The sequence below is a fragment of the Nocardia sp. Tas62D01 genome (assembly GCF_055232035.1).
Genome location: NZ_JBUYUZ010000001.1, coordinates 6,609,725 through 6,636,718, shown reverse-complemented (window position 1 = coordinate 6,636,718; position 26,994 = coordinate 6,609,725). Strand labels below are relative to the sequence as shown.

Annotated in this window: 25 protein-coding genes and 3 pseudogenes; 13 read left to right on the top strand and 15 right to left on the bottom strand. The window is 66.7% G+C overall.

Translation table 11 applies throughout. From position 1 onward, the window contains the following. Window positions 1-31 precede the first annotated feature (31 nt). Window positions 32-4,510, top strand: a complete 4,479-nt coding sequence (gene hrpA, locus ACV7NQ_RS31600) for an ATP-dependent RNA helicase HrpA (protein ID WP_463362916.1) — start codon at window positions 32-34, stop codon at window positions 4,508-4,510. A 229-nt stretch (window positions 4,511-4,739) separates the two neighbouring features. Here hrpA and nrdR read toward each other — a convergent pair whose 3' ends face one another. The 3 genes from nrdR to ACV7NQ_RS31585 all read right to left on the bottom strand — a co-directional run bounded on the left by nrdR (window position 4,740) and on the right by ACV7NQ_RS31585 (window position 6,296). Further along, window positions 4,740-5,216 carry a transcriptional regulator NrdR gene (nrdR, locus tag ACV7NQ_RS31595; RefSeq protein ID WP_463362915.1) on the bottom strand — a complete coding sequence of 159 codons (477 nt, stop codon included), beginning with the start codon at window positions 5,214-5,216 and terminating at the stop codon, window positions 4,740-4,742. A gap of 150 nt (window positions 5,217-5,366) precedes the next feature. Next, window positions 5,367-5,804 carry a hypothetical protein gene (locus tag ACV7NQ_RS31590; RefSeq protein ID WP_463362914.1) on the bottom strand — a complete coding sequence of 146 codons (438 nt, stop codon included), beginning with the start codon at window positions 5,802-5,804 and terminating at the stop codon, window positions 5,367-5,369. Between the two features lie 18 nt (window positions 5,805-5,822). Continuing rightward, the gene (locus tag ACV7NQ_RS31585) at window positions 5,823-6,296 is read right to left on the bottom strand and encodes a hypothetical protein (protein ID WP_463362913.1); all 474 of its coding nucleotides are present in this window, start codon (window positions 6,294-6,296) and stop codon (window positions 5,823-5,825) included. Between the two features lie 210 nt (window positions 6,297-6,506). Here ACV7NQ_RS31585 and lexA point away from each other — a divergent pair, with 210 nt between their 5' ends. Then, window positions 6,507-7,217: a transcriptional repressor LexA gene (gene lexA, locus ACV7NQ_RS31580; protein WP_463362912.1), complete on the top strand. Its 711-nt coding sequence runs from the start codon at window positions 6,507-6,509 to the stop codon at window positions 7,215-7,217. 40 nt (window positions 7,218-7,257) lie between these two features. Here lexA and ACV7NQ_RS31575 read toward each other — a convergent pair whose 3' ends face one another. From ACV7NQ_RS31575 to ACV7NQ_RS31560, 4 genes and pseudogenes are all read right to left on the bottom strand, one after another. Beyond that, window positions 7,258-7,605, bottom strand: coding sequence for a hypothetical protein (locus ACV7NQ_RS31575; protein WP_463362911.1), 348 nt, complete (start codon window positions 7,603-7,605; stop codon window positions 7,258-7,260). Window positions 7,606-7,825: 220 nt separating this feature from the next. After that, window positions 7,826-8,212, bottom strand: a pseudogene (locus ACV7NQ_RS31570) (carboxylesterase family protein); the annotation flags it as partial. Next, window positions 8,175-8,351: a carboxylesterase family protein gene (locus ACV7NQ_RS31565; RefSeq protein ID WP_463362910.1), complete on the bottom strand. Its 177-nt coding sequence runs from the start codon at window positions 8,349-8,351 to the stop codon at window positions 8,175-8,177. The gene ACV7NQ_RS31565 and the pseudogene ACV7NQ_RS31570, both read right to left, overlap by 38 nt. A 7-nt stretch (window positions 8,352-8,358) precedes the next feature. Continuing rightward, complete coding sequence (locus ACV7NQ_RS31560) at window positions 8,359-8,526, bottom strand: hypothetical protein (RefSeq protein ID WP_463362909.1); 168 nt, start codon at window positions 8,524-8,526, stop codon at window positions 8,359-8,361. Between the two features lie 282 nt (window positions 8,527-8,808). Here ACV7NQ_RS31560 and ACV7NQ_RS31555 point away from each other — a divergent pair, with 282 nt between their 5' ends. From ACV7NQ_RS31555 to ACV7NQ_RS31545, 3 genes are read left to right on the top strand one after another with little or no spacing between them, the layout of a single operon-like run. Next, window positions 8,809-9,261 (top strand): SRPBCC family protein, encoded by a 453-nt coding sequence (locus tag ACV7NQ_RS31555; RefSeq protein ID WP_463365889.1) that lies wholly within the window; start codon window positions 8,809-8,811, stop codon window positions 9,259-9,261. Further along, window positions 9,258-9,614, top strand: coding sequence for an ArsR/SmtB family transcription factor (locus ACV7NQ_RS31550; RefSeq protein ID WP_463362908.1), 357 nt, complete (start codon window positions 9,258-9,260; stop codon window positions 9,612-9,614). Before ACV7NQ_RS31555 ends, ACV7NQ_RS31550 begins: the two co-directional genes overlap by 4 nt. A 47-nt stretch (window positions 9,615-9,661) precedes the next feature. Beyond that, entirely contained in the window at window positions 9,662-10,105 is a 444-nt protein-coding gene (locus ACV7NQ_RS31545; RefSeq protein WP_463362907.1) for an SRPBCC family protein, read from the top strand. Between the two features lie 298 nt (window positions 10,106-10,403). On the opposite strand, the gene ACV7NQ_RS31540 is transcribed toward ACV7NQ_RS31545, so the two are convergent. Then, on the bottom strand, window positions 10,404-10,670 hold the full coding sequence (locus ACV7NQ_RS31540) for a hypothetical protein (RefSeq protein WP_463362906.1): 267 nt from the start codon (window positions 10,668-10,670) through the stop codon (window positions 10,404-10,406). 290 nt (window positions 10,671-10,960) lie between these two features. Between ACV7NQ_RS31540 and ACV7NQ_RS31535 the strand changes: the two are divergent. The 6 genes and pseudogenes from ACV7NQ_RS31535 to ACV7NQ_RS31510 all read left to right on the top strand — a co-directional run. Beyond that, window positions 10,961-11,155, top strand: a pseudogene (locus ACV7NQ_RS31535) (WD40 repeat domain-containing protein); the annotation flags it as partial. A 64-nt stretch (window positions 11,156-11,219) separates the two neighbouring features. Next, a pseudogene (locus ACV7NQ_RS31530) lies at window positions 11,220-11,276 on the top strand (WD40 repeat domain-containing protein); the annotation flags it as partial. 30 nt (window positions 11,277-11,306) lie between these two features. After that, window positions 11,307-11,798: a WD40 repeat domain-containing protein gene (locus tag ACV7NQ_RS31525; RefSeq protein ID WP_463362905.1), complete on the top strand. Its 492-nt coding sequence runs from the start codon at window positions 11,307-11,309 to the stop codon at window positions 11,796-11,798. 39 nt (window positions 11,799-11,837) lie between these two features. After that, a complete protein-coding gene (locus tag ACV7NQ_RS31520; RefSeq protein WP_463362904.1) occupies window positions 11,838-12,584 on the top strand; it encodes a hypothetical protein in 747 nt (248 codons plus the stop codon). A 14-nt stretch (window positions 12,585-12,598) separates the two neighbouring features. Next, entirely contained in the window at window positions 12,599-13,654 is a 1,056-nt protein-coding gene (locus ACV7NQ_RS31515; RefSeq protein ID WP_463362903.1) for a serine hydrolase domain-containing protein, read from the top strand. A 264-nt stretch (window positions 13,655-13,918) separates the two neighbouring features. Then, window positions 13,919-14,140 (top strand): hypothetical protein, encoded by a 222-nt coding sequence (locus ACV7NQ_RS31510; protein WP_463362902.1) that lies wholly within the window; start codon window positions 13,919-13,921, stop codon window positions 14,138-14,140. A gap of 485 nt (window positions 14,141-14,625) precedes the next feature. On the opposite strand, the gene ACV7NQ_RS31505 is transcribed toward ACV7NQ_RS31510, so the two are convergent. The 6 genes from ACV7NQ_RS31505 to ACV7NQ_RS31480 all read right to left on the bottom strand — a co-directional run bounded on the left by ACV7NQ_RS31505 (window position 14,626) and on the right by ACV7NQ_RS31480 (window position 18,458). Continuing rightward, a complete protein-coding gene (locus tag ACV7NQ_RS31505) occupies window positions 14,626-14,952 on the bottom strand; it encodes a helix-turn-helix domain-containing protein (RefSeq protein ID WP_463362901.1) in 327 nt (108 codons plus the stop codon). A gap of 688 nt (window positions 14,953-15,640) precedes the next feature. Next, window positions 15,641-15,826: an aquaporin gene (locus tag ACV7NQ_RS31500; protein ID WP_463362900.1), complete on the bottom strand. Its 186-nt coding sequence runs from the start codon at window positions 15,824-15,826 to the stop codon at window positions 15,641-15,643. Window positions 15,827-15,939: 113 nt separating this feature from the next. Then, window positions 15,940-16,014 (bottom strand): aquaporin, encoded by a 75-nt coding sequence (locus ACV7NQ_RS31495; RefSeq protein WP_463365888.1) that lies wholly within the window; start codon window positions 16,012-16,014, stop codon window positions 15,940-15,942. A gap of 5 nt (window positions 16,015-16,019) precedes the next feature. Then, window positions 16,020-16,625 carry an acetyl-CoA hydrolase/transferase C-terminal domain-containing protein gene (locus tag ACV7NQ_RS31490; protein WP_463362899.1) on the bottom strand — a complete coding sequence of 202 codons (606 nt, stop codon included), beginning with the start codon at window positions 16,623-16,625 and terminating at the stop codon, window positions 16,020-16,022. A 630-nt stretch (window positions 16,626-17,255) separates the two neighbouring features. Continuing rightward, window positions 17,256-18,116 (bottom strand): hypothetical protein, encoded by an 861-nt coding sequence (locus ACV7NQ_RS31485; RefSeq protein ID WP_463362898.1) that lies wholly within the window; start codon window positions 18,114-18,116, stop codon window positions 17,256-17,258. Between the two features lie 42 nt (window positions 18,117-18,158). Further along, a complete protein-coding gene (locus tag ACV7NQ_RS31480; RefSeq protein WP_463362897.1) occupies window positions 18,159-18,458 on the bottom strand; it encodes a hypothetical protein in 300 nt (99 codons plus the stop codon). Window positions 18,459-18,784: 326 nt separating this feature from the next. On the opposite strand from ACV7NQ_RS31480, the gene ACV7NQ_RS31475 reads away from it, so the two are divergent. Continuing rightward, a complete protein-coding gene (locus tag ACV7NQ_RS31475; protein WP_463362896.1) occupies window positions 18,785-19,156 on the top strand; it encodes a hypothetical protein in 372 nt (123 codons plus the stop codon). 23 nt (window positions 19,157-19,179) lie between these two features. Beyond that, a complete protein-coding gene (locus ACV7NQ_RS31470) occupies window positions 19,180-21,453 on the top strand; it encodes a glycosyl hydrolase family 65 domain-containing protein (RefSeq protein WP_463362895.1) in 2,274 nt (757 codons plus the stop codon). Between the two features lie 79 nt (window positions 21,454-21,532). On the opposite strand, the gene ACV7NQ_RS31465 is transcribed toward ACV7NQ_RS31470, so the two are convergent. Next, entirely contained in the window at window positions 21,533-26,992 is a 5,460-nt protein-coding gene (locus tag ACV7NQ_RS31465) for an ATP-binding protein (RefSeq protein WP_463362894.1), read from the bottom strand. Between the last annotated feature and the right edge of the window lie 2 nt (window positions 26,993-26,994).

The window sequence follows — 26,994 nt, the reverse complement described above, 5'->3', positions numbered from 1 at the left end:
CGGCGACCGTTTCGCTACCCTGGTGAACGCAATGACCAGGACAGCCGACACGACTCTTCGCGATCTTCGTACCCGCCTGGCCGCCGTTACCCTCCGCGACGAATACCGGTTGCGCCGACGCCTGGACCGGGCTCGCGGCGACGATCTCACCGCCGTCGCGGCCGAGATCGCGGCGGCCGAGGGCCGTATCGAGGCCCGCCGCGCGACGGTACCGGAAATCCGTTACCCCGAACAGCTGCCGGTTTCCGCGCGCCGCGACGATATCGCGAAGGCGATCGCCGACAACCAGGTGGTGATCGTCGCAGGCGAGACGGGTTCCGGCAAGACCACGCAGATCCCGAAGATCTGCCTGGAACTGGGCCGCGGCATTCGCGGGACGATCGGCCACACCCAGCCGCGGCGGCTGGCCGCACGCACCGTCGCCGAGCGCATCGCGGAGGAACTCGACTCCGAACTCGGTGACGTCGTCGGATACACCGTGCGCTTCACCGATCAGGCATCCGACCGCACCCTGATCAAGCTGATGACCGACGGCATCCTGCTCGCCGAGATCCAGCGCGACCGGCTGCTGCGCCGCTACGACACGATCATCATCGATGAGGCGCACGAACGCAGCCTCAATATCGACTTCTTGCTCGGCTACCTCAAGCAATTGCTGCCGCGCAGACCGGATCTCAAGGTGATCATCACCTCGGCGACCATCGATCCGGAACTGTTCGCTCGGCAATTCAGCGACGAATCCGGCACTCCCGCACCGATTGTCGAGGTATCCGGCCGGTCCTATCCGGTAGAGATCCGCTACCGGCCACTCGCGCTGGAACTACCCGGCTCCTTAGATGACGAAGACGACGAGGACACCCGGACCGTCGACCGCGACCCCGTCGACGCCATCGGTGACGCGGTGCGCGAACTGTTCGACGAGGGCGACGGCGACGTCCTGGTGTTCCTATCCGGCGAGCGCGAAATCCGCGACGCCTCCGACACACTGCGCGACCTGAAGCTGCCCCGCACCGAGATCCTGCCGCTCTACGCGCGGCTGTCGACGGCCGAACAGCACCGCGTCTTCGCGTCGCACCCGGGTCGTCGCGTGGTGCTTGCCACCAATGTCGCCGAGACCTCGCTCACCGTGCCCGGCATCCGCTACGTCATCGACCCCGGCACCGCGCGCATCTCCCGCTACTCGATGCGCACCAAGGTGCAGCGGCTGCCCATCGAACCGGTTTCGCAAGCCTCAGCCCGCCAGCGCGCGGGTCGCTGCGGCCGCGTCGCCGACGGCATCTGTATCCGCCTGTACTCCGAGGACGACTTCGACTCCAGGCCCGCCTTCACCGAACCGGAGATCCTGCGCACCAATCTGGCCGCCGTCATCCTGCAGATGACCGCGCTCGGCCTCGGCGATATCGAGAAATTCCCGTTCGTGGAGGCGCCGGATCGTCGCGCCATCCGCGACGGTATCGCGCTGCTGGAGGAGCTCGGCGCGCTCGCGCCGCGGACACCGGCGAAACCCGCACCGCAGCAGGACATGTCGGGCGCGGACGACGATCGCACCACATTCGGTTCGACGGACGGATCCGACAACGCTTCTGGACATCAGCGCAAGCTCGCGGCGCCGAAGCGCGGCACGCGAACCGATGCCACACCGCGCGAACATGCCGACGGCACCCGGGACGCCGAGCAGCCGAGCGAAATCGGCTCCGACGCGACATTGACATTGACGCCGATCGGGCGCGAAATGGCGCAACTGCCAGTCGATCCCCGCATGGCGCGGATGCTGGTCGAGGCGAATCGCAACGGGTGCCTCGCCGATGTTCTGATCATCGTTGCCGCGTTATCGATTCAAGATGTGCGAGAGCGACCCGCCGACCAACAGCAGGCCGCCGACACCAAGCACGCCAGGTTCGTCGTGGAGGGCTCGGATTTCCTCGCCTACCTCCGACTCTGGGAGTATCTGACCGAGCAGCGGAAGTCGTTGTCGTCCAATCAGTTCCGTCGGATGTGCCGGGAGGAGTTCCTACACTACCTGCGGATCCGAGAGTGGCAGGACCTGCACGGTCAGCTGCGGACCATCACCCGAGGGCTCGGCTGGTCGGCGCAGACCGACAGTGCGGCGCATCGGTCACAGCAGACCGGCGGTGATGTGCGCCGTGGACATTCGAGTGATCCGACAGCCGTGAGCACCGACGACGGTTCGCGCCGTGGACGGCGGAATCGCCGAGCAGCCGATTCCGGGGCGACCTCGAAGAACGACAGCGGCTCGGGCCGTGCTCAACCGGGCGGACGCGACACTCGCGCGGCGGGCTCGGACCGGCGGGACGACGGAGCGCCGAGTCGTGAACAGGCCAGGCGCACACACGACTCCGCAGCGGCGTCGGGACCACAGTCCGCATCGCGGCGCGGTCGGCAGTCCGATTCTGCGCTGCCGGCCGCGAACACGAGCATCGAAAATGATGACATCCCTTGGGATTCCATCGCGATCCATCAGGCCCTACTGGCAGGCATGCTGTCGCATCTCGGCGTCCGGGAAGCGGAATCGCGCGAATTCCTCGGTGCCCGCAACGCCAAGTTCATGATCTTCCCCGGCTCCTCGCTCGCGAAGAAACCACCGCGCTGGGTGATGGCCGCGGAACTGGTCGAGACATCGCGGCTGTGGGGTCGGATGGCGGCCCGCGTCGAACCGGAATGGGCCGAACAGCTCGCCGGAGATCTGGTGAAACGCATCTACTCCGAACCGCATTGGTCCATCAAGCGCGGCGCCGCCCGCGCCTATGAGCGTGTCACCCTCTACGGCGTGCCGCTGGTCACCGGCCGCCCCGTCGACTACGGCGAGATCGATCCGGAGCTGTCGCGGGAACTGTTCATCCGGCATGCCCTGGTGCAGGGCGAGTGGCAAACCCGCCACGAGTTCTTCCACCACAATCGCGAATTGCTGGACGACGTTGCCAATCTGGAGCATCGCGCCCGCCGCCGCGACATCCTGGTCGACGATGAGGTGCTGTTCGAGTTCTATGACCGCCGCATCCCCGCCGACATCGTGTCAGTGCGGCATTTCGACAGCTGGTGGCGCACCGCGAAGCGCAGAGATCCCGAGCAGCTGGACTTCTCGACCGACACCGTGGTCAACGAGGGCGCCGCGACCCAGGATCCGACCGACTTCCCCGACGCCTGGCGCCAGGGCGAGTTGAGCTTCCCGCTCACCTATCAATTCGAGCCAGGCAACGACGACGACGGTGTCACCGTCCGCATCCCGGTCGAACAGCTGGCCCACGTGCGGGCCGTCGGTTTCGACTGGCTGGTGCCCGGCATGCGCGAAGAACTTGCCACTGCATTCATCAAGACCCTGCCGAAGGCGCTGCGCCGCACCGTAGTTCCCGCACCGGACTTCGCGGCCGCCGCGCTGTCGGCACTCACCCCGCGCGCGGAGCCGCTACGCACCGGCCTCGCCCGGGAACTGTCGCGACTCGGCTCAGTCACGATCACGCCGAACGATCTCGACCCCGCCGCACTGCCGGACCATCTGCGCATGACCTTCGCCGCCACCGACGCGACAGACCGCACCTTGGCCAGCGGCAAGAGCCTCACCCAGCTGAAAACCCAACTGGCCGAGCAGGTTTCCGCCTCCGTCGCGCGCGCCACCGCAGGAGCCGAACGCGCCCCCGCGGCGGTATGGACCTCGGAGTCGCTCGGCACGGTCGAGCCCACCGTGCGACGCGAGGTCGCCGGGCAGACCGTCACCGGTTATCCGGCGCTGGTGCCGGAGGGCGAGGGCGTCGCGGTGCGGGTGCTCAGCTCCCCCGCCGAACAGGCCGCGGCGATGCGCGCGGGCACCCGAGCACTGGTGCTGCGCGCGATACCCACCTCGCCGCGCGCGGTAAGCGCGGGCCTATCGCAAGCGGAACGCCTTGCGCTGAGTCAGAATCCGTACGGTTCCCTGGACGCACTCGTCGAGGACTGCCGCGCCGCCGCCGCCGACGAACTCATCACCGCCGCAGGCGGTCCCGTCCACAGCCCGGACCGCTTCGACGCCTTGGTCTCCACCATCCGGCCCAAGCTTGCCGAGGCGGTCTCGCGGCTGGTGCGATTGGTGGTGCCCGTACTAACTGGGGCACACCGGCTTTCGGTGGCGCTCACGGAGACCACCGACCGCGATATCGCCGATGACGTCCGACACCAATTGGGCGACTTGGTGTTTCCCGGCTTCGTCTCCGAATGGGGCAGTACACGGCTACGCGAACTACCGCGCTACCTACAGGCCGCGACCGTTCGCCTGGAATCACTCCCCGGCTCCGCCGTCCGTGACCGCCAGGCCACCATCGAACTCGAACGCGCCCTGGCCGCCTACGACCGGCTCGTCGCCGTACTTCCGGAGAATCGCAAGCACGCACCGGCCGTCACCGAAATCTGGTGGATGATCGAGGAATTCCGCGTCAGCCTGTTCGCCCAGAAGCTCGGCACGCCGTATCCGGTGTCCGTCAAGCGCATCGAGAAGGCGATCGACCAAGTTCGCCGCTAAGCCACGCCGTTGTTCCAGCATCCCGGCAGTACCGAGTTGCCGACACTCTGGCCGCGGGCCGCTCCGAAGTCGTCTATCACCTTGCCCGCGGCGAACGACTGAACGAGCGCGAGTAATTTGCTGGTTCCTCGGCTTGCCGCACAACTCCGGGCCCGGCCTACCTCCATCACGGCGCTGCTGTACTGGCGCCGCCTGGTATTCCTCGGGCTGATCCGTCGAGCGACACGGATCAGTCGGCGCTCGCCGCCACCGTCGCTTCGTCCCGATGCTTCCGCAGGTCCGCGATCTCCCGCTCGAAGTCGTCGGCCGAGGTGAACGAGCGGTAGACAGACGCGAAGCGAAGGTAGGCGACCTCGTCGAGATCGCGCAGCGGGCCGAGGATGGCAAGACCGACTTCGTGGCTGGGCACCTCCGGCGAGCCCGTGGCCCGCACGGCGTCTTCTACCTGCTGAGCCAGCAGGTTCAGCGCGTCCTCGGCGACCTCGCGGCCCTGGCAGGCGCGACGCACACCGCGGATGACCTTCTCGCGGCTGAACGGTTCGGTGACGCCGCTGCGCTTGACCACAGACAGAATCGCCGTCTCCACCGTGGTGAACCGCCGCCCACACTGCGGACAGGAACGGCGACGGCGGATGGCCGCGCCTTCCTCGGCCTCACGCGAGTCGACGACCCGCGAGTCAGGGTGTCGGCAGTACGGGCAATGCATCCGAGAGATCCTTCGTCGATGCGGGCGCTCGCGTCCGGGCCGGGCGCCGATCAGGGTGACCGTTCCGGGGAGCACGAGTGCAGGGGTCTAGACCTATACCTCCATAGCACTTCGAGGATACCCGTGCCGGGCTAGGGGCCTTTCCCCGCGTCACTCGCCGATCTGCCACTGCGTGGTCATGTCCGCGATCAGGTCGGGCAGGCGCGCGATCATCCGGCCGTGGGCGAGCTTGTTCCAGAACGACTCACCGAGCACCGCGGCGGTAAACGGCGGATTGCTTTCCATGTCGACGTGGCGCGGCACCAGATCACCGGTGATGCAGGTCCAGCGGTCATCCCGGTCGGCCCAAGTGAAGTCCGGCGGCGGGGTACGCAGCGCCAGGGTTCTTCCACCGACATCGGCGCGCACCGTCGCAGGCGCGAACACTGCCGGTGCCCGCACACCGGGCACGGCGGGCTTGCCCGCCACGGTGCTCACGTAGGTGAGCACCCGGCCGATCGTGCCGCGGCCCGCCGAGGTCGCATCCCACCGATCGGCGATGACCCCGTAAATTCGGCCACCATTCGTGGCGGATCGGCACGCGACCATCCGCCACCCTGCCCAGTACTAGCGCGGCACCCCGGCGACATCCGGAATGGTCTGCTGATCGCCCTGCTGTTCGACCACCGCGGGCACCGTCGTCGACCGGCCGTTGTCGAACGTGCCCGCCCGCAGGTGCGCCAATCCGATCAACGCCGTGACGAGCAGCGCACTCAGCAACGCCGACACCGCGAGCACCGCGAAACCGACCTGCGCCTGCTCGACCCGCTCCATCGGATGCGGACCCTGCGCCTGCCGTGGCGCGGGCGTCCGCACCGGGCCGCGCCCATACAGCGCCACCGCGCAACGCGGCCGGTTCTCGCGCGGCCGCCGATCGGCCACCGACCGGCGCGCAGGATCGAGCGTCCGTACGCCGCCGCGGCGCGGACGCTGCACGCGCGGAACAGAATCGAAGCCGAGGTCGACCTCCGCGTCACTCCCGGCCGATTCGAGGGCGACGGTCGCGCCGATTTTGCTGACATCGCTGATCGCTGTGCTCATCGGACAAACCTCCGTGGTGGGCTGCTGGCTGGAGACTCGATGGGGTAGCTGTTCGCTCATATGTTCGAAGAACTTGTCTTCGATTTCTACCAGAAGGCACCGACAAAGTCAGCAGAAACGCCCGACATGCCTCGAACAGATGTTTGAAACATCGGCGCGGCCGGACTAGATTCGTAAGACGAAACCAACGACAGGTGAAGGGCGGTTGCGGTGACCCACACAGACGACACGGGCGACGAGAGCGTAGGAGGCACCGGCCCATCCGGGGCCGGGGCGGATCTCACCGTGCGTCAGCGCAAGGTACTGGAGGTCATCCGCGCCTCGGTGAGCGAGCGCGGCTACCCGCCGAGCATCCGAGAGATCGGCGACGCGGTCGGGCTGACCTCCACCTCATCGGTTGCCCACCAACTACGCACGCTGGAGCGCAAGGGCTTCCTGCGCCGCGACCCGAATCGTCCACGCGCCGTGGACGTTCGCGGTCTCGACGAAGCAGTCCGGGCCGTGACCAGCCTGTCCTCGGTCGAGGACGCCGATCCCGGTCGCCCGACACCGACTTTCGTCCCCGTCCTCGGCCGGATCGCGGCCGGTGGTCCGATCCTCGCCGAGCAGGCGGTCGAAGATGTCTTCCCACTCCCCCGCGAATTGGTCGGCGACGGCTCGCTGTTCCTACTGAAGGTCGTCGGCGAATCGATGATCGAAGCCGCGATCTGCGACGGCGACTGGGTGGTCGTACGCCAACAGAACGTCGCCGACAACGGCGACATCGTAGCCGCGATGATCGAGGGCGAAGCCACCGTCAAGACGTTCAAGCGCACCGGCAAGGACGTCTGGCTGATGCCGCACAACCCGCTGTTCGAACCGATCCCGGGCAACGACGCGCGGATCCTCGGCAAGGTCGTCACGGTCATCCGCAAGATCTGAGCACGAAAGTTGTTGCGGTGCACGGGCTCCCGCGCACCGCTTACCGCGTCTGTGGCATGGTCGACCAGAAGTCAGCGTGGTGGTCGGCGGCGTAGGTGTCGATGAGGCGACTTCCGTCGGGGCGAAACGAGATGACCTGGGGTGCGGCAGGATCGTAGGCGGGGATGGGTTCCAGTCCGGCCGGATTCGGAGTGCCGCCGATCGTGAAACGACTCCAATACCTTCGCATTTCACCGGCGAGCCGCTGTTGGTCAGGGGTCATCGCGACCCTGTAGAGCCAGCTCAGGTCGCGGATACTGAACAGGGAGCACAGCTCGCTGGCGTGAAAAGCGCCGAGGGGGAAGGTGGATGACGGCCCGAGTGGTGCGGGATCGTCGAACGTGTACACGTAGCTCGGGGTTGTGGCGACTCAGCGCCGCGGATTCGACGGTCAGCCCGGACAGCACCCGGTCGGTCCGGGCCCGAGTGCGCGCGAGCGCAGGCTGCGGGTAGGCCGACAGCGGATATTGCCGTTCGACGCTGTCGATCTGCTCCGGTGTCAGATCCGACATGGCGTTGGCAAGTGCTTCACGGTAGCCGTCGACGGTCAGCGGCTTGCCCAGCGGGACACCGTATTTCATGTACATCTCGTCATGGTTCGCACCGACGAGGATCGGCACCTGCGGTATCGCCCCATTCCGCACCACCGCCAGTGGGCTGTTCGGCAGCAACTCTCCACCGACCACCGTCTTGGTGACCGGGTCCCCCACCAATGTATCGACCGGCAGCTCGCGCAGACACTTCGCGGCATCCGGGCCGGAGCAGCCGTGCCGCGACGCGTACGCATCACCGTCGCGTTCCGCCTGAGCCACCAGGACGCCGTCTACACACGGACCGCTCTGCATGATCGCGGCCTGGAACAGCCCGCGCGAGCTGGGCGCGGCGAGCTGGGCGCACACCGCGATGGCGCTCGCAGACTCACCGGCGGCGGTGACCCGGCCCAGATCGCCCCCCAAAGGCAGCAATATTGCGCTGCACCCACCGCAATGCGGTCTGCTGATCGCGGAGACCGTAATTGCCGGACCCGGAGCCGTCGTCGAGTGCGCCAGCGGCCAGGAACCCGAGAGCGCCGAGCCGATAATTGATGGTGACCACAATGACGTCACCATTTCCGGCAGATCAACGGCACCGGCTGTCCTTTCGCGGATGCCAGCACCACGATCGCGCGCCGCACCCGCACCGGCTGCTTGCTCATGCGGGTGATCTGCTGCAGTTTGCGGCCTTCCTCCGGGGTTACCGGCCGGACGAACACTTCTGGCTTACGAGCCACGACACCACCTCGACCAGCAGCATCACTGCCGGTGGAGCCGACCAGCAACCCGGCACCCCGATTACCCGATCGGGCTGGCGGGCTGCTGGTCGGATCTGCCGGCGCGGTGTGTGGGAGGGCGACGTCGAAGCTGGGTGTGGCGTATTCACCTAGCGTCAGCCGTCTGGGCAGGCCTCAAACAGCTCTATTGCCGCCAATAAGCAACCAATGGTTGCACGATGGCGGGTGGTCGGCTAGCGTGATGTGCAACCAAACGTTGCATATGGAGGAAGAGTGAAGAGTATGGAGTACGGCAGCATCGAACGAGAGATCCACGTCGACGCCTCGCCCGAGGTGGTCTTCGAGGTCGTCAGCAGCCCGGAGCACATCTCGGAATGGTGGACCGATGATGCCGAGGTCGAAGCGACTCCCGGCGCGGTCGGTGAGCTTGTCTGGGGCGAGCGGGCAGAGGTCGTCCCGATCACCGTGGTGAACGCTGAGCCGCCTCGATTGTTCTCGTTCCGCTGGTGCTATCCCGAGGGCAAGGTCGACGACTCCGCCAACTCGCTGCTGGTCACCTTCGAGCTCACCCCGTCGGGGACGGGCACCAGGATTCGGCTCACCGAGACCGGGTTCCGGGAGATGGGCTGGGAGGCCGCGAAGTTGGCGGAGCAGTACCGCGAACACAGCGTCGGTTGGGACACCTTTGTTCCCCGACTCGGGGAGTACCTCGCGCGGCTGGTGTCAACCCCATGACCGCCCCCGCCGTCGACGACGACCTGTGGTCCGCGGTCGGGGATCCGACCCGTCGGCGGATGCTCGACCTGCTCCTGGCGGATGGCGATGGCACGGCCACCAGCCTCAGTGAGCAGCTGCCCGTGACACGGCAGGCCATCGCGAAACATCTCGGCGTGCTCGACCGCGTCGGCTTGGTACACGCCACGCCTGCCGGGCGAGAGAGGAGGTACCGGGTGGACGAGGCGCAACTTGCTCGCGCGGTCGCGCAGTTGTCCTCGGTGGGGGCAGCGTGGGACGCCAGGCTCCGGCGTATCAAGCGGATCGCCGAGGCTATTCAGCGCAGGAAAGACCAGCGCGACATACAGCAGTGAATTCATGAAGGTCATACGAGAACCCACACTGGAAAGAAGAATCGAAAATGGTAGACATCCTGCACAGGGTCGGAATCAAATCGTCGGTGGCCGAGGTCTACGCGGCCTTGACCACCGCCGAGCGACTTGCCAGCTGGTGGACGACCAACACCCAAGGCGAAGGCAACGACCTCGGCGACGTGCTCCAATTCGGGTTCGGGGCCGGTGGATTCGACATGAAGGTCCTCGAGCTTGACCCAGGCAAGCGCGTGCTGTGGGAGGTGGTCGACGGACCCGAAGAATGGATCGGCACACATGTGGACTGGGACCTCGATCAGGTCGACGACTACACCATCGTTCTCTTCAATCACCAAGGTTGGAAGGAGCCGGTGGAATTCATGCACCACTGCAGCACCAAGTGGGCGGTCTTTCTGATGAGCCTGAAGTCGCTGATCGAAACCGGGAAAGGCGCTCCGGATCCCCACGACGTCAAGATCGACAACTGGAACTGACGTTCGGAAGGGAATCCGGGGTCTCTCGCATCGTCGCGGGAGTCACGACAGGATCTCCACCGGCAGCATCGCTACCGGTGGAGATGGCGTCGTGCAGCGGCCCGAAACCCCGATTACCCGATCGACCTACTGGACGAGGCACTAGCGACGCCACCGGTGGCCATTCGGACTAGCGACACCGTGACAATGACGCTCATCGAGGACAATATCGACGCACGGTGGCTGATCAGCGACGCCAAAATGCGCTGACAGTCGGGGCTAGATACGACGTAGGGTATAGCTCGCCTCGGGTGAGTTGTCAGCCGGCAAGCGTGTAGTCGCTTTGTGATTGCTGGTATCGGCTGTCGTGGGTGCGGTCGTGTTCTCGGTGCTGGTGGTAGCGCCAGTATTCGTTGAAGTCGCCGTTGCTGGTGACGGCGCGCGGCCGCGGGATGGCTTCGGCTCCGGCCAGGCCCCAGTGGGCGCCGGTGATGTCGAGACGGTCGGCGACCAGATGCCGGCATGCGCCCTCGATGACGCCGGTGACGATGGGCAAGGCGTGGGCAAGGGCGAGGTCGTAGCGCAAGTGGTCGGCGAGGCTGGTGAGGTAGTCCGCACACCGGTCGGCTCCGGCGCGTTCGCTCTGGTTATAGCCGAAAGTGGTTGCACGGCGAAGGATTCCGTCAGCATCCCCACTGATGAGAGTGCATGAAGGGGTGGCTGGGTCGTGGTCCCTGAGTGAAGCACATCCGCGCAACGTCGATCCCGCAACAACGTACTGAAACGCCGCGTACCGCGCGTTCTGATGGTCGTCGCCCCGTGTGTAGGCGGTGCCATCAGCAGTTGCCGATTCGTCGACGATGTTGTCAGGTACCGATGCGATGCAGGCAGAACGACACCGGCGGCGACGCGGGTGTTCACCTGGTACGCCCCCGGCGTCGAGCACGGCACCTTCCGCAACCGGTACAGGTGCGCGTACTCGTTCTCCGGGAACTCGGTCACCGCAACAGCGCATGGGGTTGCGCGTTCTCTCCGGATGGCGTGCTCGCGACCGCGGGCCACGACGGCACGGTTTGGTTGTGGCGGTGTACTGATGGCTCGGAATCGGCCGTCCTGAGCGGACCGGGTCCGCCGGTGCGCGTTCTCGGCGGACGGACGGCTGCTTGCCACCGCGAGCAGTGACCGCACCGTCCGCCTATGGGATGTCCGTACGCACCGCGCGGTGAAAGTGATCACCGGCCACCAGGAGTGGTTGGACGGCTGCGCCTTCTCCCCGGACGGCAGTGTGCTGGTGACCACCGGATTCGACATGAAGGCACGGTTGTGGCGCGCTCCCGAGTGGACCGAGGTGGCCGTGCTGTCAGGTCACACCGACTGTGTAACAGGCTGCGCCTTTTCCCCGGACGGAGTTCTGGTGGCCACCGTGTCCGATGACCAGACGGCACGGATCTGGCGGGTCGCGACCGGCGAGATCGAGGCAGTTCTCCGCGGCCACACCGGGTGGGTCGAGAGCAGCGCGTTCTCGCCGGACGGCAGCCTGCTCGCCACCGTCAGCAGCGATCAGACGGTGCGGTTGTGGAACATTGCCACAAATACCTGCCACTGCGCGCTGCGGCTCGCCGCGCCCCTACTCGGCGTCACCTGGCATCCGGACGGCACGCTACTGTGCGCCGTCGGGGACGCCGGGATCTACATGCTCGCCTACCATCCCTAGCCGCCGATGTTGCGGGGCGACCCTCCAGGAGAAATGGCCATGGTCCACTATCGAGCGCTGACTTCAGCAGGGAGCACTGCAGGGCGGCGCGTCTACATCCACAAATACTCGTTCCGATGCCTCATCGCACAGGCGCCCGACCTGGGCAGGGAGATGTGCGACGTGCTGGCTCAGGTGCGAGCTGCGAAGCTGATCCACCATCACCTCGTCGAAACCGGCGGCATCCTCGGCCTGGTGCGCCCTGTGATCGCGGACGAGTTCGCCGACACGTTCCCCTGGAAGGCACCGCTGTCGTCGTTACTGCGCCGGATGGCATACCGGCCGTGCTTCCCGCGTGACCGGGCGACCGTACTGCCGGTACTCATACAGAAGGAATGCGTGGTGGCGTCCTGCTCCGAGGCCGGCTACTACACATTCGCCACCGGAGAAGCTGCGGCGAGACGCATGTTCGCCGACCACGTGCCGATGGCGGACTTACAGCGCTCGCTTGCCGCGGGCTGTGGGCCTGCGGACCTGACCGTCATCAGAGGCCGCAGCCTAGTTCTCATCGACCTCCGGCTCGGAGTGGGCCGGGTCGGCCACCAGTACGCGGAAACACTGGCTACCAGCCGGGCCGATGGCGAAGGAGCTGACGAGATCGACGCGGTCAGCCGTGCCTCCTGTCTATTGCGGGTGCAACAGGTCGCCGATTCGATGCTGCCTCGTGCCACCGACGATGAACGGCGCGTACTCGGCGAGTTGATCGCTTCGCTGCGTCGCTCATTCCAGCTGATGAACAGCCTGTAGAGGGTTGCGGCGGGATGAGCCAACCGAAGGTCGACCAGGTATGGGGCAAGATGGATGCCCTGCTCCGGGAGTGGGAGAAGGAGCGCGGCTACTCCGGCGTCGCTGTCGTCGTACGCGGTGGGGTGCGGGAGTTCGAGGGCTGTTACGGGCTGGCGAACCGGTCCGATGGTGTTCCCGTATGCCCAGAAACCCGCTTCGGCCTGGCGTCGGTGACCAAGATGTTTACCGCCGTCGCCGTGGCTCGACTCGTGCGCAGCGGACAGGTCTCCTTCAACACTCCCGTGGAAGAAATACTCCCCCCAGACCGGCGCCCGGCCATGTTGCGCCCTGACGTTACCGTCCACCATCTGCTCAGCCACACCTCTGGCATCGCCGACTACTTCGAGGAGGGCAACGGGCTGTCGGCTGACTATGCGGCGTTGTGGACAGACCGGCCTAATTACCGCATCCTGCACCCGGCCGACTTTCTGCCGCTGTTCGCGAATTTCCCACCACACCGGCCACCTGAGCAACAGTTCCAGTACTCCAACGCTGGCTACATCATGCTCGGGCTGATCATCGAAGAGATCGCTCAGGCGCCATACATCGAGGTCGTCACCGAGTCCGTCCTAGAAGCGGCGGGCCTCACCGCGACCGGCTTCTTCGCCTTGGACGAGGTCCAACGACGCGTAGCGATCGGCTACCTGTCACCGCGCGAACCGGGCGGGCCGTGGCGGTCGAACATCTACTCGATCCCGTCGGTAGGCGGTTCCGACGGCGGAGCCTTCTCGACCGCCACCGACCTCGACAGATTCCTGCGAGCCTATGCCGACGGCAGCATGCTGGGTAAGCAGTTACGGACAGCCATGCTCACGCCACGATGTGTGGTGGCCGAGGGTATAGCCATGGGCTACGGCGCCTTCCTGTACGGCCAAGGCCGATTCGGGCACGCGGGCAACGATCCCGGCTACGAGGTCATGATCCAGCACATTCCGGAGTGCGACACAAACGTAATCGCCTTGAGCAACGTGAACGGCTTTGCAAACCAGACTGGCACCCTCCTGATCAGGACAGTGCTGGAAAGTTTCTAGTAGGTTGGATATCCGGGCCGCTCGGCCGGACGCTGGTCACACGGGCAGACAACGGCGAGACCACAGCTCGCCGATGCGCGACCCCGAACTCGTTGACACCGCTGAAAATTCGTCAGCACTTGCTAACCCTGACAGACAAAGTGTGTATGACGGCCGGCACGTCGTGCTCGAGCAGGTCGACGACGAGTATCTCGACCCGCTCGCCAAGCGACATCGAGTACGGACTGGTCGCAGCGGTCCAGATGGGCTCACTCGAGCGTGGTCGTGACCTCGCGAGCCAGCTGCGGATCGGCATCGTCCACATCAACGACCCCGACCCTCAACAACGACGCCGTCATCACGCCGTTCGGCGGCACCGGTGTCTCCGGTAACGGCAGCCGGTTCGGCTCGCAGAGCAGCTTGGACGAGATCACTCAATCGCAGTGGGTCACCTATCGCGAGCAGGCGCACGCGTTCACATTCCAGCGCCAGCACCAGAGTCACTGAGGCTTATTCACAGGCCAGTTGATAGAAGTGCAGGCCGATGACCGCGGAAATGGTTTGTGTGAAGGTGTCGAGGGGTCGTCGGTAGTCGACGTGCATGAATTCGCCAGGTCTTGAAGTTGGCGATTGCTCGTTCGACTCGGTAGTGACGGCCCTCGCCGAAGTTCCCCACCCCTGCTCACCGGATTTCCTCACCTGTGGGCGGGGTCGGTGTAGCGGACATGGGCGCAGCACAGTTGGTGGGCGGCATCGACATAGGTGTCATACGGCGCCGAAATCGAAGCTATCCCGGTCCCAGGTCTGTTTCAGCGTGCGCCGCACGTCTGCTACGAACCCATCGAAGGCGCCCACATCGCCGGTATCGAGCGGCAACGCGACCGCGCTACCGCCCGACTCCTTGGCCGCGGCGACTACGGATTCCGCCTCCGCCTCGTTCGAGCGCGAACAGGCCCCGGTTGCTCGTCTCCGTGCAGACCCGCATCGTCGCCTCATCCGGGAACGTGCGGGCGAGATATCGCGAGACCTGTTGCGGTGACCAATTTTCGGCCAGCTTGTCCCGGATGGCGGCACGCAGCTGTTTGTTTACGCGGATACCGCATTCCTTCGGTCGTTTCCGCCGTGTGCTCCCAGGGCTGGCATCGGCTGTCGGGTTTGCTGTTGCGTTCGATCTCCCGGTAGACGGTATGGAAGCTCTTGCCTATCAAGGCGGCGATCTGTTCGACCGGCAGTTCGGCCTGCAGGCCATCCGCGATGGCGATCCGGTCGTCGTGGGTGAGGAAAGGCGGCGAGATCGGTCCTGGGTCCGGTACAAGCATCCCGCCGGCATCGAGGAACCACAGCGATCCGCAGCTGGTTGACACTCCGACAATGCGCGCCGCCGCAGCGCCTTTCATCCCCGCCTGATCACTCGAAGTACTGCTTTTCGCCGAGGTCGGCATCCGGTTATTTCCACCACGCGGCATCCGAACATCCACTTCCGGGTGACGTTCACAACCACCGATAGAACTCGAGCCTCGCCCCCGTATGCGCCAGCCCTCCATACGGATGCCACCGCCCAGCCCTGCGAACCGCCTTCGCGCTACGCACGGTCTGGTGCGAGGACACCGACACCACCGATGTGCGCCTCCGACAGTAAATCGGTGATCGTGACACACAACCGCGCGCTGACCTCGACCAACCCGGACATCAACGCTTGCGCTAGTTCTGGGCCGGTCGCTTGGATTCCTACCGGCGTCGGCTGCAACCCCACGATCTGTAGCCGACACACATACCCCAGACCAGTGGCGGTCGACGGAAGCCGCTGCGGCTCACCAACAATCACGAGTACGGACCGACCGTTCAGCTGAATCTCCCTGGTGGCCAGCACTCTTCCAACCCCGACAGTCCTAGCGGGCGGAACCGAGATACCGGCATCCGCCGTCGTCGGTGTGGGCATTGTGTAGGTCATTGTCGTGCCTCTCGGTTGGTGGATGGAACGGTTTGCCCTCGCTGTAAGGGGCGGGATCATTTGTCGTCGGGGTTGAGTACGAGGAAGACGGCGCCGGCGGCGGCGCCCGCGATGAGTTGGGCCGCCAGGCACACCCACAGCGTCGGCCAGGCGAACATCCCCATCACGGCCGCACCGAACGTGACCGCCGGATTGAACGCCCCACCAGAGATCGCGGCGACCGCGAATGCCCCTGCCGCCACGGTGAACCCGATCGCCAGCCCGTAGAAAGAATTGTCACCACCACCACTGCCGCCAGCAGCCCGGCAACGAGCTGCGCAACCCATTACCCGGGGGCAGCGCGCATGCCGATCCGCTACCGCACCAGCACCGCCAACGCCACCGCAGGGTTGTAATGTCCACCAGACACGTGCCCCCCGGCGTAGATCATCACCATCAGGACCGCACCCGATCGCCAGCGGGGCGAGCCGGCTGCCGCTGCCTACGGCAGCCCCCACCGTGAACACCAGAAAGAACGTCCCGATCAGCTCCACGGCGTACCGCGCATTGCCCCGACGGGCAGTGGTCGCCCCGCTGGTTTCTGTTGCTGCGCAAGTGGGAGCTTCGGTCGCTTCCTGGGATGTGACCATGTCTCAACTCCTCGAATTGCCCTCTTAGACTCCCAGAATTGCCCTTCCCACCAGCCGGTGTCGTCAGTGCTAACCGCCATCGGCCTCCCACCAGCCCCACTCCGCGGGTACCTGCTAACTGCAAATCAGCCCAGGCCCACGCGCCCGGCGCGCCGCTGTCGAAGTTGCGCTCGAAACCGATCAGTCTGCGGCGGCCTCGCTGGTCGAGGCTGGCCCCGCCCAGCGCGGCGATGCCGTATTCGGTGGCTTGGCCGCCCAAGGATGACCAGTAGCATCCGGCGATGGTTTCGCTGGCGGCCTGGCCCATCAGGTCGACTTCGGTGGCCGCATTGATCGACGCGCAACGGCGGCCGACCTCGGCATCGACCTCGACTGACCAACCCGTCCTCGACCCTTCGGAGGTCTCGTGCATTCCCCCGCACCCTCACCGCAGGCCGATACGCGTGCCCTGCGGCGATCCTCGCGCGCGCCGCGCTGACCGCCGCACCTGCTGCGGGGGTTCACGATCTGCTGGCCGCTCACGGTGTGGAGGACGCCGCCGCACAGCTGGCCGCACGCGAGGTCGCCGTCGACGCGCCCGGCGGATCTGCGTGGCCGGGCCGCCCGCGACCCCGAGCAGATCACCGCGCTGGGAGGACGGCTGCTTACCCGTGATGACGCGGAATAGCCCCGCGCACTGGACGATCTCGATGCCCTGTATGTCCGCGGTCACAGCCCGATCGTGTTCTTGGGTGTGGTGCCGAACTGAATCGGTTCGCGTGGTAAAACATCGCTGTAGTCGGGTCGCGGGCCGCCATCGACTACGGCATCCGCGTCGCATCCGATGTCGCTGGCGATCTGGCCGGCCTGCCATATCCAGCCGGTCTCCTGGGCCATAACCCGATACGGAGGGGCCAAACGTGCGGTGTTTTCACCGCCCATCAGGAAGACCCGGCCGAGACCGGGTCTTCCTGGTTGAATCGTGCACTTATGAAATCGATCCAGGTGGCGTCGACTCCGCGTATTTGCGTCCTTTTCCGCGGAGTGTTGCCGGGAAGTTGGGTTATGAGGCCGGAACTGTGGGCGGCGTGAGAAGGCCTTCGGCGACGCCGACCGCTGCACCGATAGCCGCGCCGATAGCGATGGCAGGGGAAGCGACGAACAGGTAGCCGATGGCGGCGCCGAAAATGGTAGTAGCTACCGTCCCGGTCGGAAACATCGGAATGCCGGCGATGGCGCCGGAGACCGCGCCGATAACCGCTCCGATCGAGGCGACCGGGGCAGCCACCATGCTGCCTACCGAGGCGCCGATCGCGGTGGCGCCGAGTACGTCCGCCGCGATGCGGTCAGAGCGCGATGGCTCGAAGCCTGCCGAATCCAAGGTCTGCGCGATGCCCGCTTCCGGGCCAGCGATCGCGTCGTTGATCTGCTTGCCCTGCTCGGAACTCAGCCAGTCCGGCCTGCCGATCACGACGTCGCCGACGCGCAGCGTGCCGGGGGGCGCCCCGATCGGTGCGACCGCGGGGGCCGAGGCGGCGGGGTTGGGCAGGTGCAGGCGCTGCGGAACGATGGGAGCGAGCACGCCTGGGTCCGGCATCGGCCGGTTGGTGCTCAAGTCGTTGCGGCCGGCGGAAACCGGGGGCGTGGGGCGAGCGGCGTCGGGGGGTACGACACCGGGGTCCGCAGGAGCGGCCCCGGGCGGCACGGCACCAGTGTCCGCAGGATCGGCGACCGGGGCCACGGCGACGACGGCGGGCACCGGTCCGAACGGAATCTGGATGGAAATCTCCGGCGCCAGCGGATCGGCGGTGGCGGTCACGGCGCCGAACACAGTCACCGACAGCGGGATCGCGCTCGCGACGACGAGGGAGGCGGCGCGACGATAGAAGGGGTGTGCTGGTATTTTGGGTCCTTTTTTGTCCATGGGCTTACCACCTCATTCTGAACAGGAGATATACCGACCTTTCTAGTTCGGTACGAAACGCCTTCGGGATGACGAAGATCGGCATGGATTTCTTTCCGGTCGGTCGGTTGTCAGCACCAGTTTCACGTTCTTGTCCGCGAAGAACTGCACCGCGCCGCCGTGCTCGGCCCAGCCGTTGTTGCCCTGTTCCGCGTTTCGGCCGTCGAGCATAAACACCGTCGGGCGAGGTTTACTCCGATCGGCGGGCAGAAACATCTGCACCTGCACGAGGCGGCCCATCGCCGGTGAGGTTACATACACCCGCAGCCAGCGGTCGGTGATCGAGTCGATGTGGTCGATCACTGCCGGGCCCGGAAGGTACGTGCTCTTAGGCGGCGGCTCAGAGTTTCCCGAGGACCCGGAACTCGGTGGTGGCGTCAGCGGTTCCGCACCCGCAGGCAAAGGCGCGACCACCGCCACGCACAGCAGCAATGTCGCGGTTGCGACGATGTCGACAACCCGGCGCCGCGATCGACCACGAACGCAGCGGCGGAACCGGACAGGAGATTGTGGCGTGGTCAAACATGGCTCCAGACGCACAGATCATGCCGCTGAACAACGGCCCGTTACTCTACGGTACATGATCACGCTATGCCACGTAGTGTCGGTCGTCAGCGATGCCATGGCACATGCTGCTGGCGCGGTTCATGCCGCGCACGAGCATGGTGGTCGCGGCGGGATCACCGATCGTGATCTCGATGGGTTCGAACCCGCTCCTCTTTTCGACACAGCTCGGCGGCAACGGCCAGCGCCCCGTTGGATTGTTCAGTCGCTCAGCAGAATTCGTTTTGCGGAGCATGTCGGAGTTTGGCTCGTCCGAACATCTGTCGCTGATCATCAACGAGGCCCGGTGGCGGCGATGTTGTGCGCGCGATGAACGTCGGGTTCAAACCAGTGACCAGTGGTTTCGGAAGACCTTCCCATCGCTTCCCACCGTTGGCAGTAACGCCGTCCGGTTCGGCAGATGTGCTGCTTTAATTTGTAGCAAATGCGGCGAATAACCCGGACCAGAGTCATTTTATTTGTGTGCGCCGCGTTGGCTCTGGCGTTGCTGCCGGGGGAGGCCGTGGCGGACGAGGCGGGCAGCGATCCCGACGGCCGGTCGGCAACCTCTACCACTTTCACGCCGGCCGATTTCCGTGCGGCGCCGTATCTGGGCAACGGACGGATCGGCTCCACGATCCCGCCGAGCGGAGCCGGATATCAAGGCTACGGCGACGCGATGCGCGGGTCGTTTCCATTGTGGCAACCTCGCTACACCGGCACCTTTCTGGCCGGTTTCTACGCGCGGCAAACCGGCTCCTACAACAACACGCAGGTGATCGCGGCGTTGCCCGCCTGGTCCGGCCTCGCGGTCACGGTGGGAGACCGAACCTACCAGCCCGACGTCGACCCGACGACGGTGAGCAACTACCAGCAAACATTGAATTACCGTGACGCAATGGTCACGACACGCACCACCTGGTCGCCCGACACCGGGCGTCAGCTGGATCTGACCTACCAGACGTTCGTGTCCCGCTCCCAGCCGAACCTCGCGGTCCAGCGGCTGACCGTGACCCCACAATTCTCCGGCGAACTCGCCGTCACCGACCTCATCGACGGTGCCGCCGCCCGACGGGTCGCACCGGTCGCATCCTCCGCCGACCCGACCGGCAGACAGAGCACGGTCGGGGTTCGAGCCGAGGGCACCGACGACACGGCGTTCGTCGTCTCCACTGTCGACACCCCGGACGCGACCACCGGCACCGCGGTGGTCGCCCCCGGCGCCGACACGGCCGGACTGCGGTTCGGCGTCGCCGTCGAGGCGGGTCATTCGTACACGTTCACCAAGTATGTGGGCATCGCCTCCACCGACGACGGCGCCGACCCGCGGGAGATCGCCACCGCCGCGTCCCGCGCGGGCCGTGCACAGGGCTTCGCCGGGGAGTACGCCGACCACACCCGGGCGTGGCAGCAGCTGTGGCAGCCCTCGATCGAGATCCCCGGCCGCGACGACTACCAGGGTTGGATTCGGGCGGCGTTGTATTCGGTGCTGTCCAGCGTGCGAGAAGGCCAGCGTTGGTCCGTACAGCCCGCAGGGCTGGCATCCGACGACTACGGCGGCCTGACCTTCTGGGATGCCGAGACCTGGATCTTCCCCACCCTGCTCGCGCTGTATCCCGGACTGGCGCGCACCGTCGTGGACATGCGCGCCGAGGCCCTTCCCCAAGCTCGAGCCAACGCACGCGCGTACGGACTGCAGGGCGCGCTATTTCCGTGGGACGACGGCCCGGCACAGCACTGCGCGACACCGGCGGTGTGCGGGCTGGGCGAGGAGCATCTGAACAACGAGATCGTGCTCGCCCAGTGGCAGTACTACCTGGCCACCGGTGATGAGCAGTGGCTCAGCCGCAGCGGTCTGCCGGTGATCACCGCGATCGCCGACTATCTGACAGCTCGCGTCGGGCCGAAACTACCCGACGGCAAATACCACTATGCCCCGGCAGCCGGGCCTGACGAATACGTCGCCGTCTCGGTCGACAATGCCCTGACCAACGGTGGCGTGATCAACACCATGCGCACCGCCGCGGCAGCCGCACGAATCGCCGGAGGGCCGGTGGACCCGCGGTGGGCCGACATCGCCGCCAACATGGTCATGCCCGGCGATATCGCACCCGGGGTGCCCGCCGAATACCACGGCTACATCGGCCAGCAGATCAAACAAGCCGACACCGTGCTGCTCAGCTACCCGTTTTCCTATGCGGCACCGGGATATTCACCCGCAGCCACGCTACGGTACTACCTCGACCGGACAGATCCCTACGGCCCGAACATGAGCAACAGCGTCGCAGCCGTTCTCACTGCACAACTCGACCCATGCCGCACCCAGTACTACCTGGATCAATCGGCGGCACCATATGTGCAAGGGCCGTATCACTTCCAGGCTGAGACCCGCGGCATCAAAGCCAGCGACAACGTCCTGGTCCAATCCCTGAGCCAACTCCTGACCCAACCGGCGTGGATCTTCATCACCGGCGCAGCCGGCTTCCTCCAAGGTCTGCTCTACGGGCCCACCGGACTCCGGTGGACCGAGACCGGGCCACGCCTGGACCCCATGCTGCCCAGCGGTTTCCCGGACGGAATGACGATCCGCGACATCGCGATTCGCGGCAGCAGGCTCACCGTACAGATCCAACCAGCCACAACGACCGTCAGCCTGACCTCAGGCCCCACGACCACCATCGACACACCGAACGGCCCGCAAACCATCACCCTCGGCACACCACTACACCTGGCCACCCGTCGAGACTGCTCATAACCGGACACCGAACCCGCGACCACCCGCACGGTCGATTACGACTTAATTCACTGCGAGCCCAAACTGCGCGGCATTGGGGCTAACGCAGAGGGAACTCGATGGCCTCGATGATACGGGGGCGGAGTTCGGCGACACGGATGACGGCGTCGACGGAGCCGACCTCGATGGCGCGCTGGATGTTGTGCACGCGGTCGAACTCCGTGGCCACCTCGCCGAGCTTCTCTGCGCGGACCGACGAGCGGAGGTCGTCGAGCTCCGCGGTCAACGCGCCGCGGTCGGCGCCGAAGGCGATTGCGGCGCGGGCCTCCAGGTCTCGCACGCGCGGGTCGGCCGCGGTGCGGGCGTTGACGTCGCCGGAGAACACCACCGCGGCGGCGGGGGCGCCGCCGAGTACCGAGGCGAACGAGCCTTCCAACGCGAGCACGGTCATATTCGGGTTCAGCGCCTTCGAGAACACCACGAACGCGCCGCCGTGGTACCGCGAGATCACGCAGAACACAATCGGTCCGCGGAAGTTCACGATCGCACGGCCGATCTCGGCGCCGTACTCCAGCTGCAATTTCTGCATCGACTCCGGGGAGCCGTCGAAGCCCGACAGATTCGCCAACACCACCAGCGGCCGGTTCCCGCTGGCCGCGTTGATCGCCCGCGCGGCCTTCTTCGATGACCGCGGGAACAGCGTGGCCGCGGTGTAGGTGTCCGGGCCGTCGGTGGGCGGAAAACCGCGCCGCGGCACCGACTGTGACTCGATGCCGAGCAGGCACACCGGCATGCCACCGAGATGCACGTCCTGCACCACTGCGGTCTCCGCGTCGGCCATGCCGGCCCAGCGTTCCAGCACCGGGTGGTCCTGGTCGGAGAGCGCCCGCATCACGGTCCGGATGTCGAACGGCTTTTTACGGTCGGGGTTCGCCTGAGCGGAGAAGATCTCGCCGACGGTGGTGAAGTCGCTGCCCACCACGGCATGCGGGAAGTCGGAGATGTCGCGGTCGACGGGGTCGGTCGTCTTCGCCCGCCGCGGCGCCTCCTCGCCGGGTGCGACGTACGTGTGGTCGTAGTATGACATCAGCACGTCCCGCGCGGCGGCCAGGTTCGGCGCCCAGTACTGCGCCTGCCCGTTCGGGCCCATCACCCGGTCGTAGCCGCCGATGCCGAGGTTGTCCTCGGCCGACACGCCACCGGAGAAGTCGAGCGACTCCTTACCGGTGAGCACCATCGCCGAGTCCGGCGTCATCACCAGGATGCCCTTGGTGTGCATGAGCATTGTCGCTTCGGCGTTCCAGTACGGCTGTGCACCGACGTTGATGCCCGCGACCACGATGTTGATCTCGCCGCCGTCCTGGGTGAACTCGACGATCCGCTTGAGCGCTGCCGCCACCCAGTCCATGTTCTCGGTGCCCGACTCCATGGAGATCCTGGCGCCGGAGGACAGCGCATACCACTCCAGCGGTACCCGCATCCGTTCGGCCAGATCCAACGCCGCGATCACGCGGCGGCACTCCGGTTCCGACAGTGCGCCGAGCGACTTCGTCGGATCGCCGAGCAACACGACCCTGGTGACGCCCTGCGGGTGCCGCCGGGTCGGCGTGGTGACCACGCCCGCGACGATCGCCGCGGTGTTGCGCCCCTTCGGCCGGTCAACCGGCACCAGCGCGTGGTCGTCGTCGAGGTCGTGTTCAGCGAAGTCGCCGAGCAAGCCGGTCAACTCGTACGGGTACACGGTGTTGCGGCTGCTCGCGCGCAGCACCTTCTGTCGGTAGTCGTCGACCGGCTCGACCGGCTCGGCCGACGGTTCGCCGACGGTCAGCTCGGTGCCGCCGGTCGCGTCGAAGGAGATGCGCACGGTGAGCTTGGTCAGCTCGCCGGTCTTCCGGTCGTGCTGGCGCGCGATGAACAGGATCTCCTCCAGCCCTGCGCCTGCGGTCGTAGGCAGCACGCGCCCGGCGATCATCTCCAGCTCCGCGCGGGTGAGGTCGCTCGGCGGCCAGATGTAGACCACGATCCGGTTGGTGTTGAAGCGTTTCTTCGATGGTCGCCGCGACTGCGCGCGGCGGATCGAGTCGACGCAGGTGGCGATGGTGTTCTCGGCCGTCGGCAGCGCGATCAGCCTGCCCGTGTGCTCGCGCAGCCCGGTCAGGTCGCGCACCTGTGCGAACGCGACGAGGCGGTCGTCCGACAGGTTCTCCCGCGCCACGCATTGGAAGAGGTAGACCTCCTCGTCCAACGACGGCAGCCGGGTGAGGTCGAACTTGTGCAGCCGCTGCAGCTGCATCCGCTGCGCGATGTACGGGTGCAGGCCGCGGATCAGTCGCTCCTCGGTCATCCCCGTGGTCGACGGACGGAAGGTGAAGTGGTGGTGTATCACCGCGGCGCCGCGCCCCGCGACGGTGGCGGTGAGTCTGCGCACCCGGTTCGGCAGCGGGTGCGTTCTGACGACCTCGTGCAGCGCAGCCGCCATCGCGTCGGAGTCCTCCGGCTGCTTCTCCCAGGCGAGATAGATGTCGGCGTCGATGGCGTTACCGCCTCTCGCCAGCTCCACGAGCCCGCGCAGCGCGCTGCCCAGCGCTTCGAAGCTCACCGCGCAGGAGACCACGCGCGAGCCCACACGCTCGGCGATCACAAACGTGCAGCCCGCGACCTCGGCGGTGCAGACGCCGGTAAGCTCCTTGTTGCCGTAGTACCGCCGGGTCAGCACTTCCAGCATGACCGCGTTGTCCAGGTCGTGGCGGATAAGCCGCTGACCGAGCAGCCGCACCAACGGCTCGGTGCTGCGCACCATCTCGGCGATGCGCTCAGCGCGGTCCGGCGTGTCCGGGTACGCATCCAGGTGGCGCAGATGCCTGCGGACATCGGCATAGACGCGGGCTCGGTTGCGGCGCAGCAGCGGCTGGCCGAACCAGGCGAACACCACTCCGCGCGCGAGGTCGGAGACCACAGGGTAACGGACCTGTGTTGCGGCCACCAGCCGCTCCAGCGCGAGACCGGCGGGCTCACTGAGCGTCTCGTCGGGCATCGATTCCCGCAGCCACGCGCGCAGCAATGTCGCGACGACCGTGGCGGTGGCGGACCCGCGTTGCTGAGCAAGGAAGATCCGGAACACCCCGGCTTCGAGCTCGGGGGAACGCTCCAGCTCGGTGACACCGTAGTGCCCGAGGGCCTTGGCAAGCTTGGCCTGGAACGATTCCGGCAGCCGGGCCCGCTCGACGTCGAGGCTCTGCAGGTAGGTGTGGAAGTACTCGCGGGCGCTGTGCACGTGGCCGCCGACGTCCTCGCCCGCAGGCCGGTTGCGGCTCAGGTCGGCGAGGTCGGCGAACACGTCGAGGAGTTCGAGCTCCTCGGCCAGCGGCCGGCGGCCGTCCTCCGTGACCGCCCGGCGCGCAACAAGGTAGTCGTCGAGCACCCGGCGTTCGTCGTGCGGGTCGACGTCGAAGCCCAGCAGCAGGCTGCGCAGGTCCTCCTGGCCGCGCGAGGTGCGCTCCCGCGCCGTGATCTTCCCGGACGCGGCGGGCAGGTCCAGCTCGACGGACCCGGCGGCCGAAGTGTCCTCGGCTTCGGTGTCGTCGTCGGCGAGCGGCTCCAGCCGCAGTAGCGGTGCACCGGTCTCCACCTGGCTGCCCACGGACACGACACATTCCTTCAGCCGTGCCTTGAACGGCGCGCGCAGCACCGTTTCCATCTTCATGCTCTCCAGTACAAGCACCGGCGCGCCCGCCTCGACCTCGGCGCCGACCTCCAGCGGCGTGGCGACTACCAGCGCGGGCGCGGGTGAGCGGACGACGCCGCCCTCGTCGCGGCTGACCCGGTGCGTCACGCCGTCCACCTCGACCAGGTGGATCGGCCCATGTGTGCCGGTGATCAGGCGATACCGGGTGCCGTTGACGACGATCCGCCCGGTGTGCCGGTCGAAGCGCTCGAGCTCGACGTCGGCGGCACGGACGTCGCCACCCGATTCGACGCCGACGCGGAACCGATGCGCGCCGACCCGCGCAACGCGCACGCGGTAGCCGATGCCACGCAGCTTCAGATCCAGCGGCCGTCCGCTCTCGTGCTGCACCTGCGGGCGGCCGCCGAACGCGGTCGACAGCAGCCGCTGCCGCTCGACGCGTTCCTCCTCCTCGTACGCCTCGATGGCGGCGGCGGCCAGCGCGATGGCGGAGTGTCGGTGCGAGACCAGCCGACCCTCACCGCGGACGCGGTCGATCCAGCCGGTGTCCGCGCTGGCGTCGATCACTTCGGGCTGGTTCAGCAGGTCGAGCACGAAGCTCTTGTTCGTCGCGCCACCCTCGATGATCACCCTGGTCTGCGCCATCGCCCGGCGCAGCCTGCCGAGCGCTTCCTCACGGTTACGGCCGTAGGCGATGATCTTGGCGATCATCGAGTCGAAGTCGGCGGGAATGGTGTCGCCCTCGCTGACGCCGGTGTCCACGCGGATGCCCGGCCCGGTGGGCAGATCCAGCCGCGCGATGCGGCCAGGGGCGGGCGCGAAGTCGCGGTCGGGGTCTTCGGCGTTGAGCCGGGCCTCGATGGCGTGCCCGCGTTCGGCTGGCGGATCGCCCTCGAGCCGGCCACCGGATGCCACCAACAGCTGCGCCCGAACCAGGTCGAAACCGGTGGTGTACTCGGTGATCGGGTGTTCGACCTGCAGGCGGGTGTTGACCTCGAGGAACGCGAACAGCTTGTCGCCAGGATGGTAGAGGAACTCGACGGTCGCCGCACCGCGATAATCGACGGCGATCGCCAGCCGCTCGGCCGATGCCTTGAGCTCGGCTACCTGCTCAGGGTGCAGTACCGGTGACGCGGACTCCTCGATGACCTTCTGGTTGCGCCGCTGCACCGAGCAGTCGCGGACGCCGAGCGCCCACGCGGTGCCCTGGCCGTCCGCGATCACCTGGACCTCGACGTGTCTGGCGCCGGTGACCAGCCGCTCCAGGAACACCACGCCGCTGCCGAACGCCCGCGCGGCCTCCTGGCGGGTGCGCTCGTAGGCATCGACGAGCTCGGCCTCGTTCGTGATCACCCGGATACCGCGCCCGCCGCCGCCGGCGGTCGCCTTCAGCATCAGCGGGTAGCCGATCTCGGCCGCCGCCACCAGGGCGGCCTCCAAAGTCTCGACCGCACCGCGGCTCCACGGCGCGACCGGCACACCGACCTCCTCGGCGATCAGCTTCGCGCCGATCTTGTCGCCGAGCTTGCGCATGGCCTCCGGGCTGGGGCCGATGAAGGTGACTCCGATCTGTTCGCACAGCTCCGCGAAGGCCGGGTCTTCCGCGACGAAACCCCAGCCGACCCAGGCGGCGTCGGCTCCGGTCTCCACCAGCGCACGCTCGAGCGCCTTCAGATCCAGGTACGGGCGTGCGGACGCCGGACCGAGGTCGTAGGCGATGTCGGCCTCGCGCACGAAGGTCGCATTCCGGTCGACATCGGTGTGCAGAGCGACGGTTTCGATCGGTGTCGCGGTCTCCGCGGCCAGGTCCCGGACAGCGTGAATCAGCCGCATCGCGGCCTCACCACGGTTGACGATCACGATACGTCTGAACACTC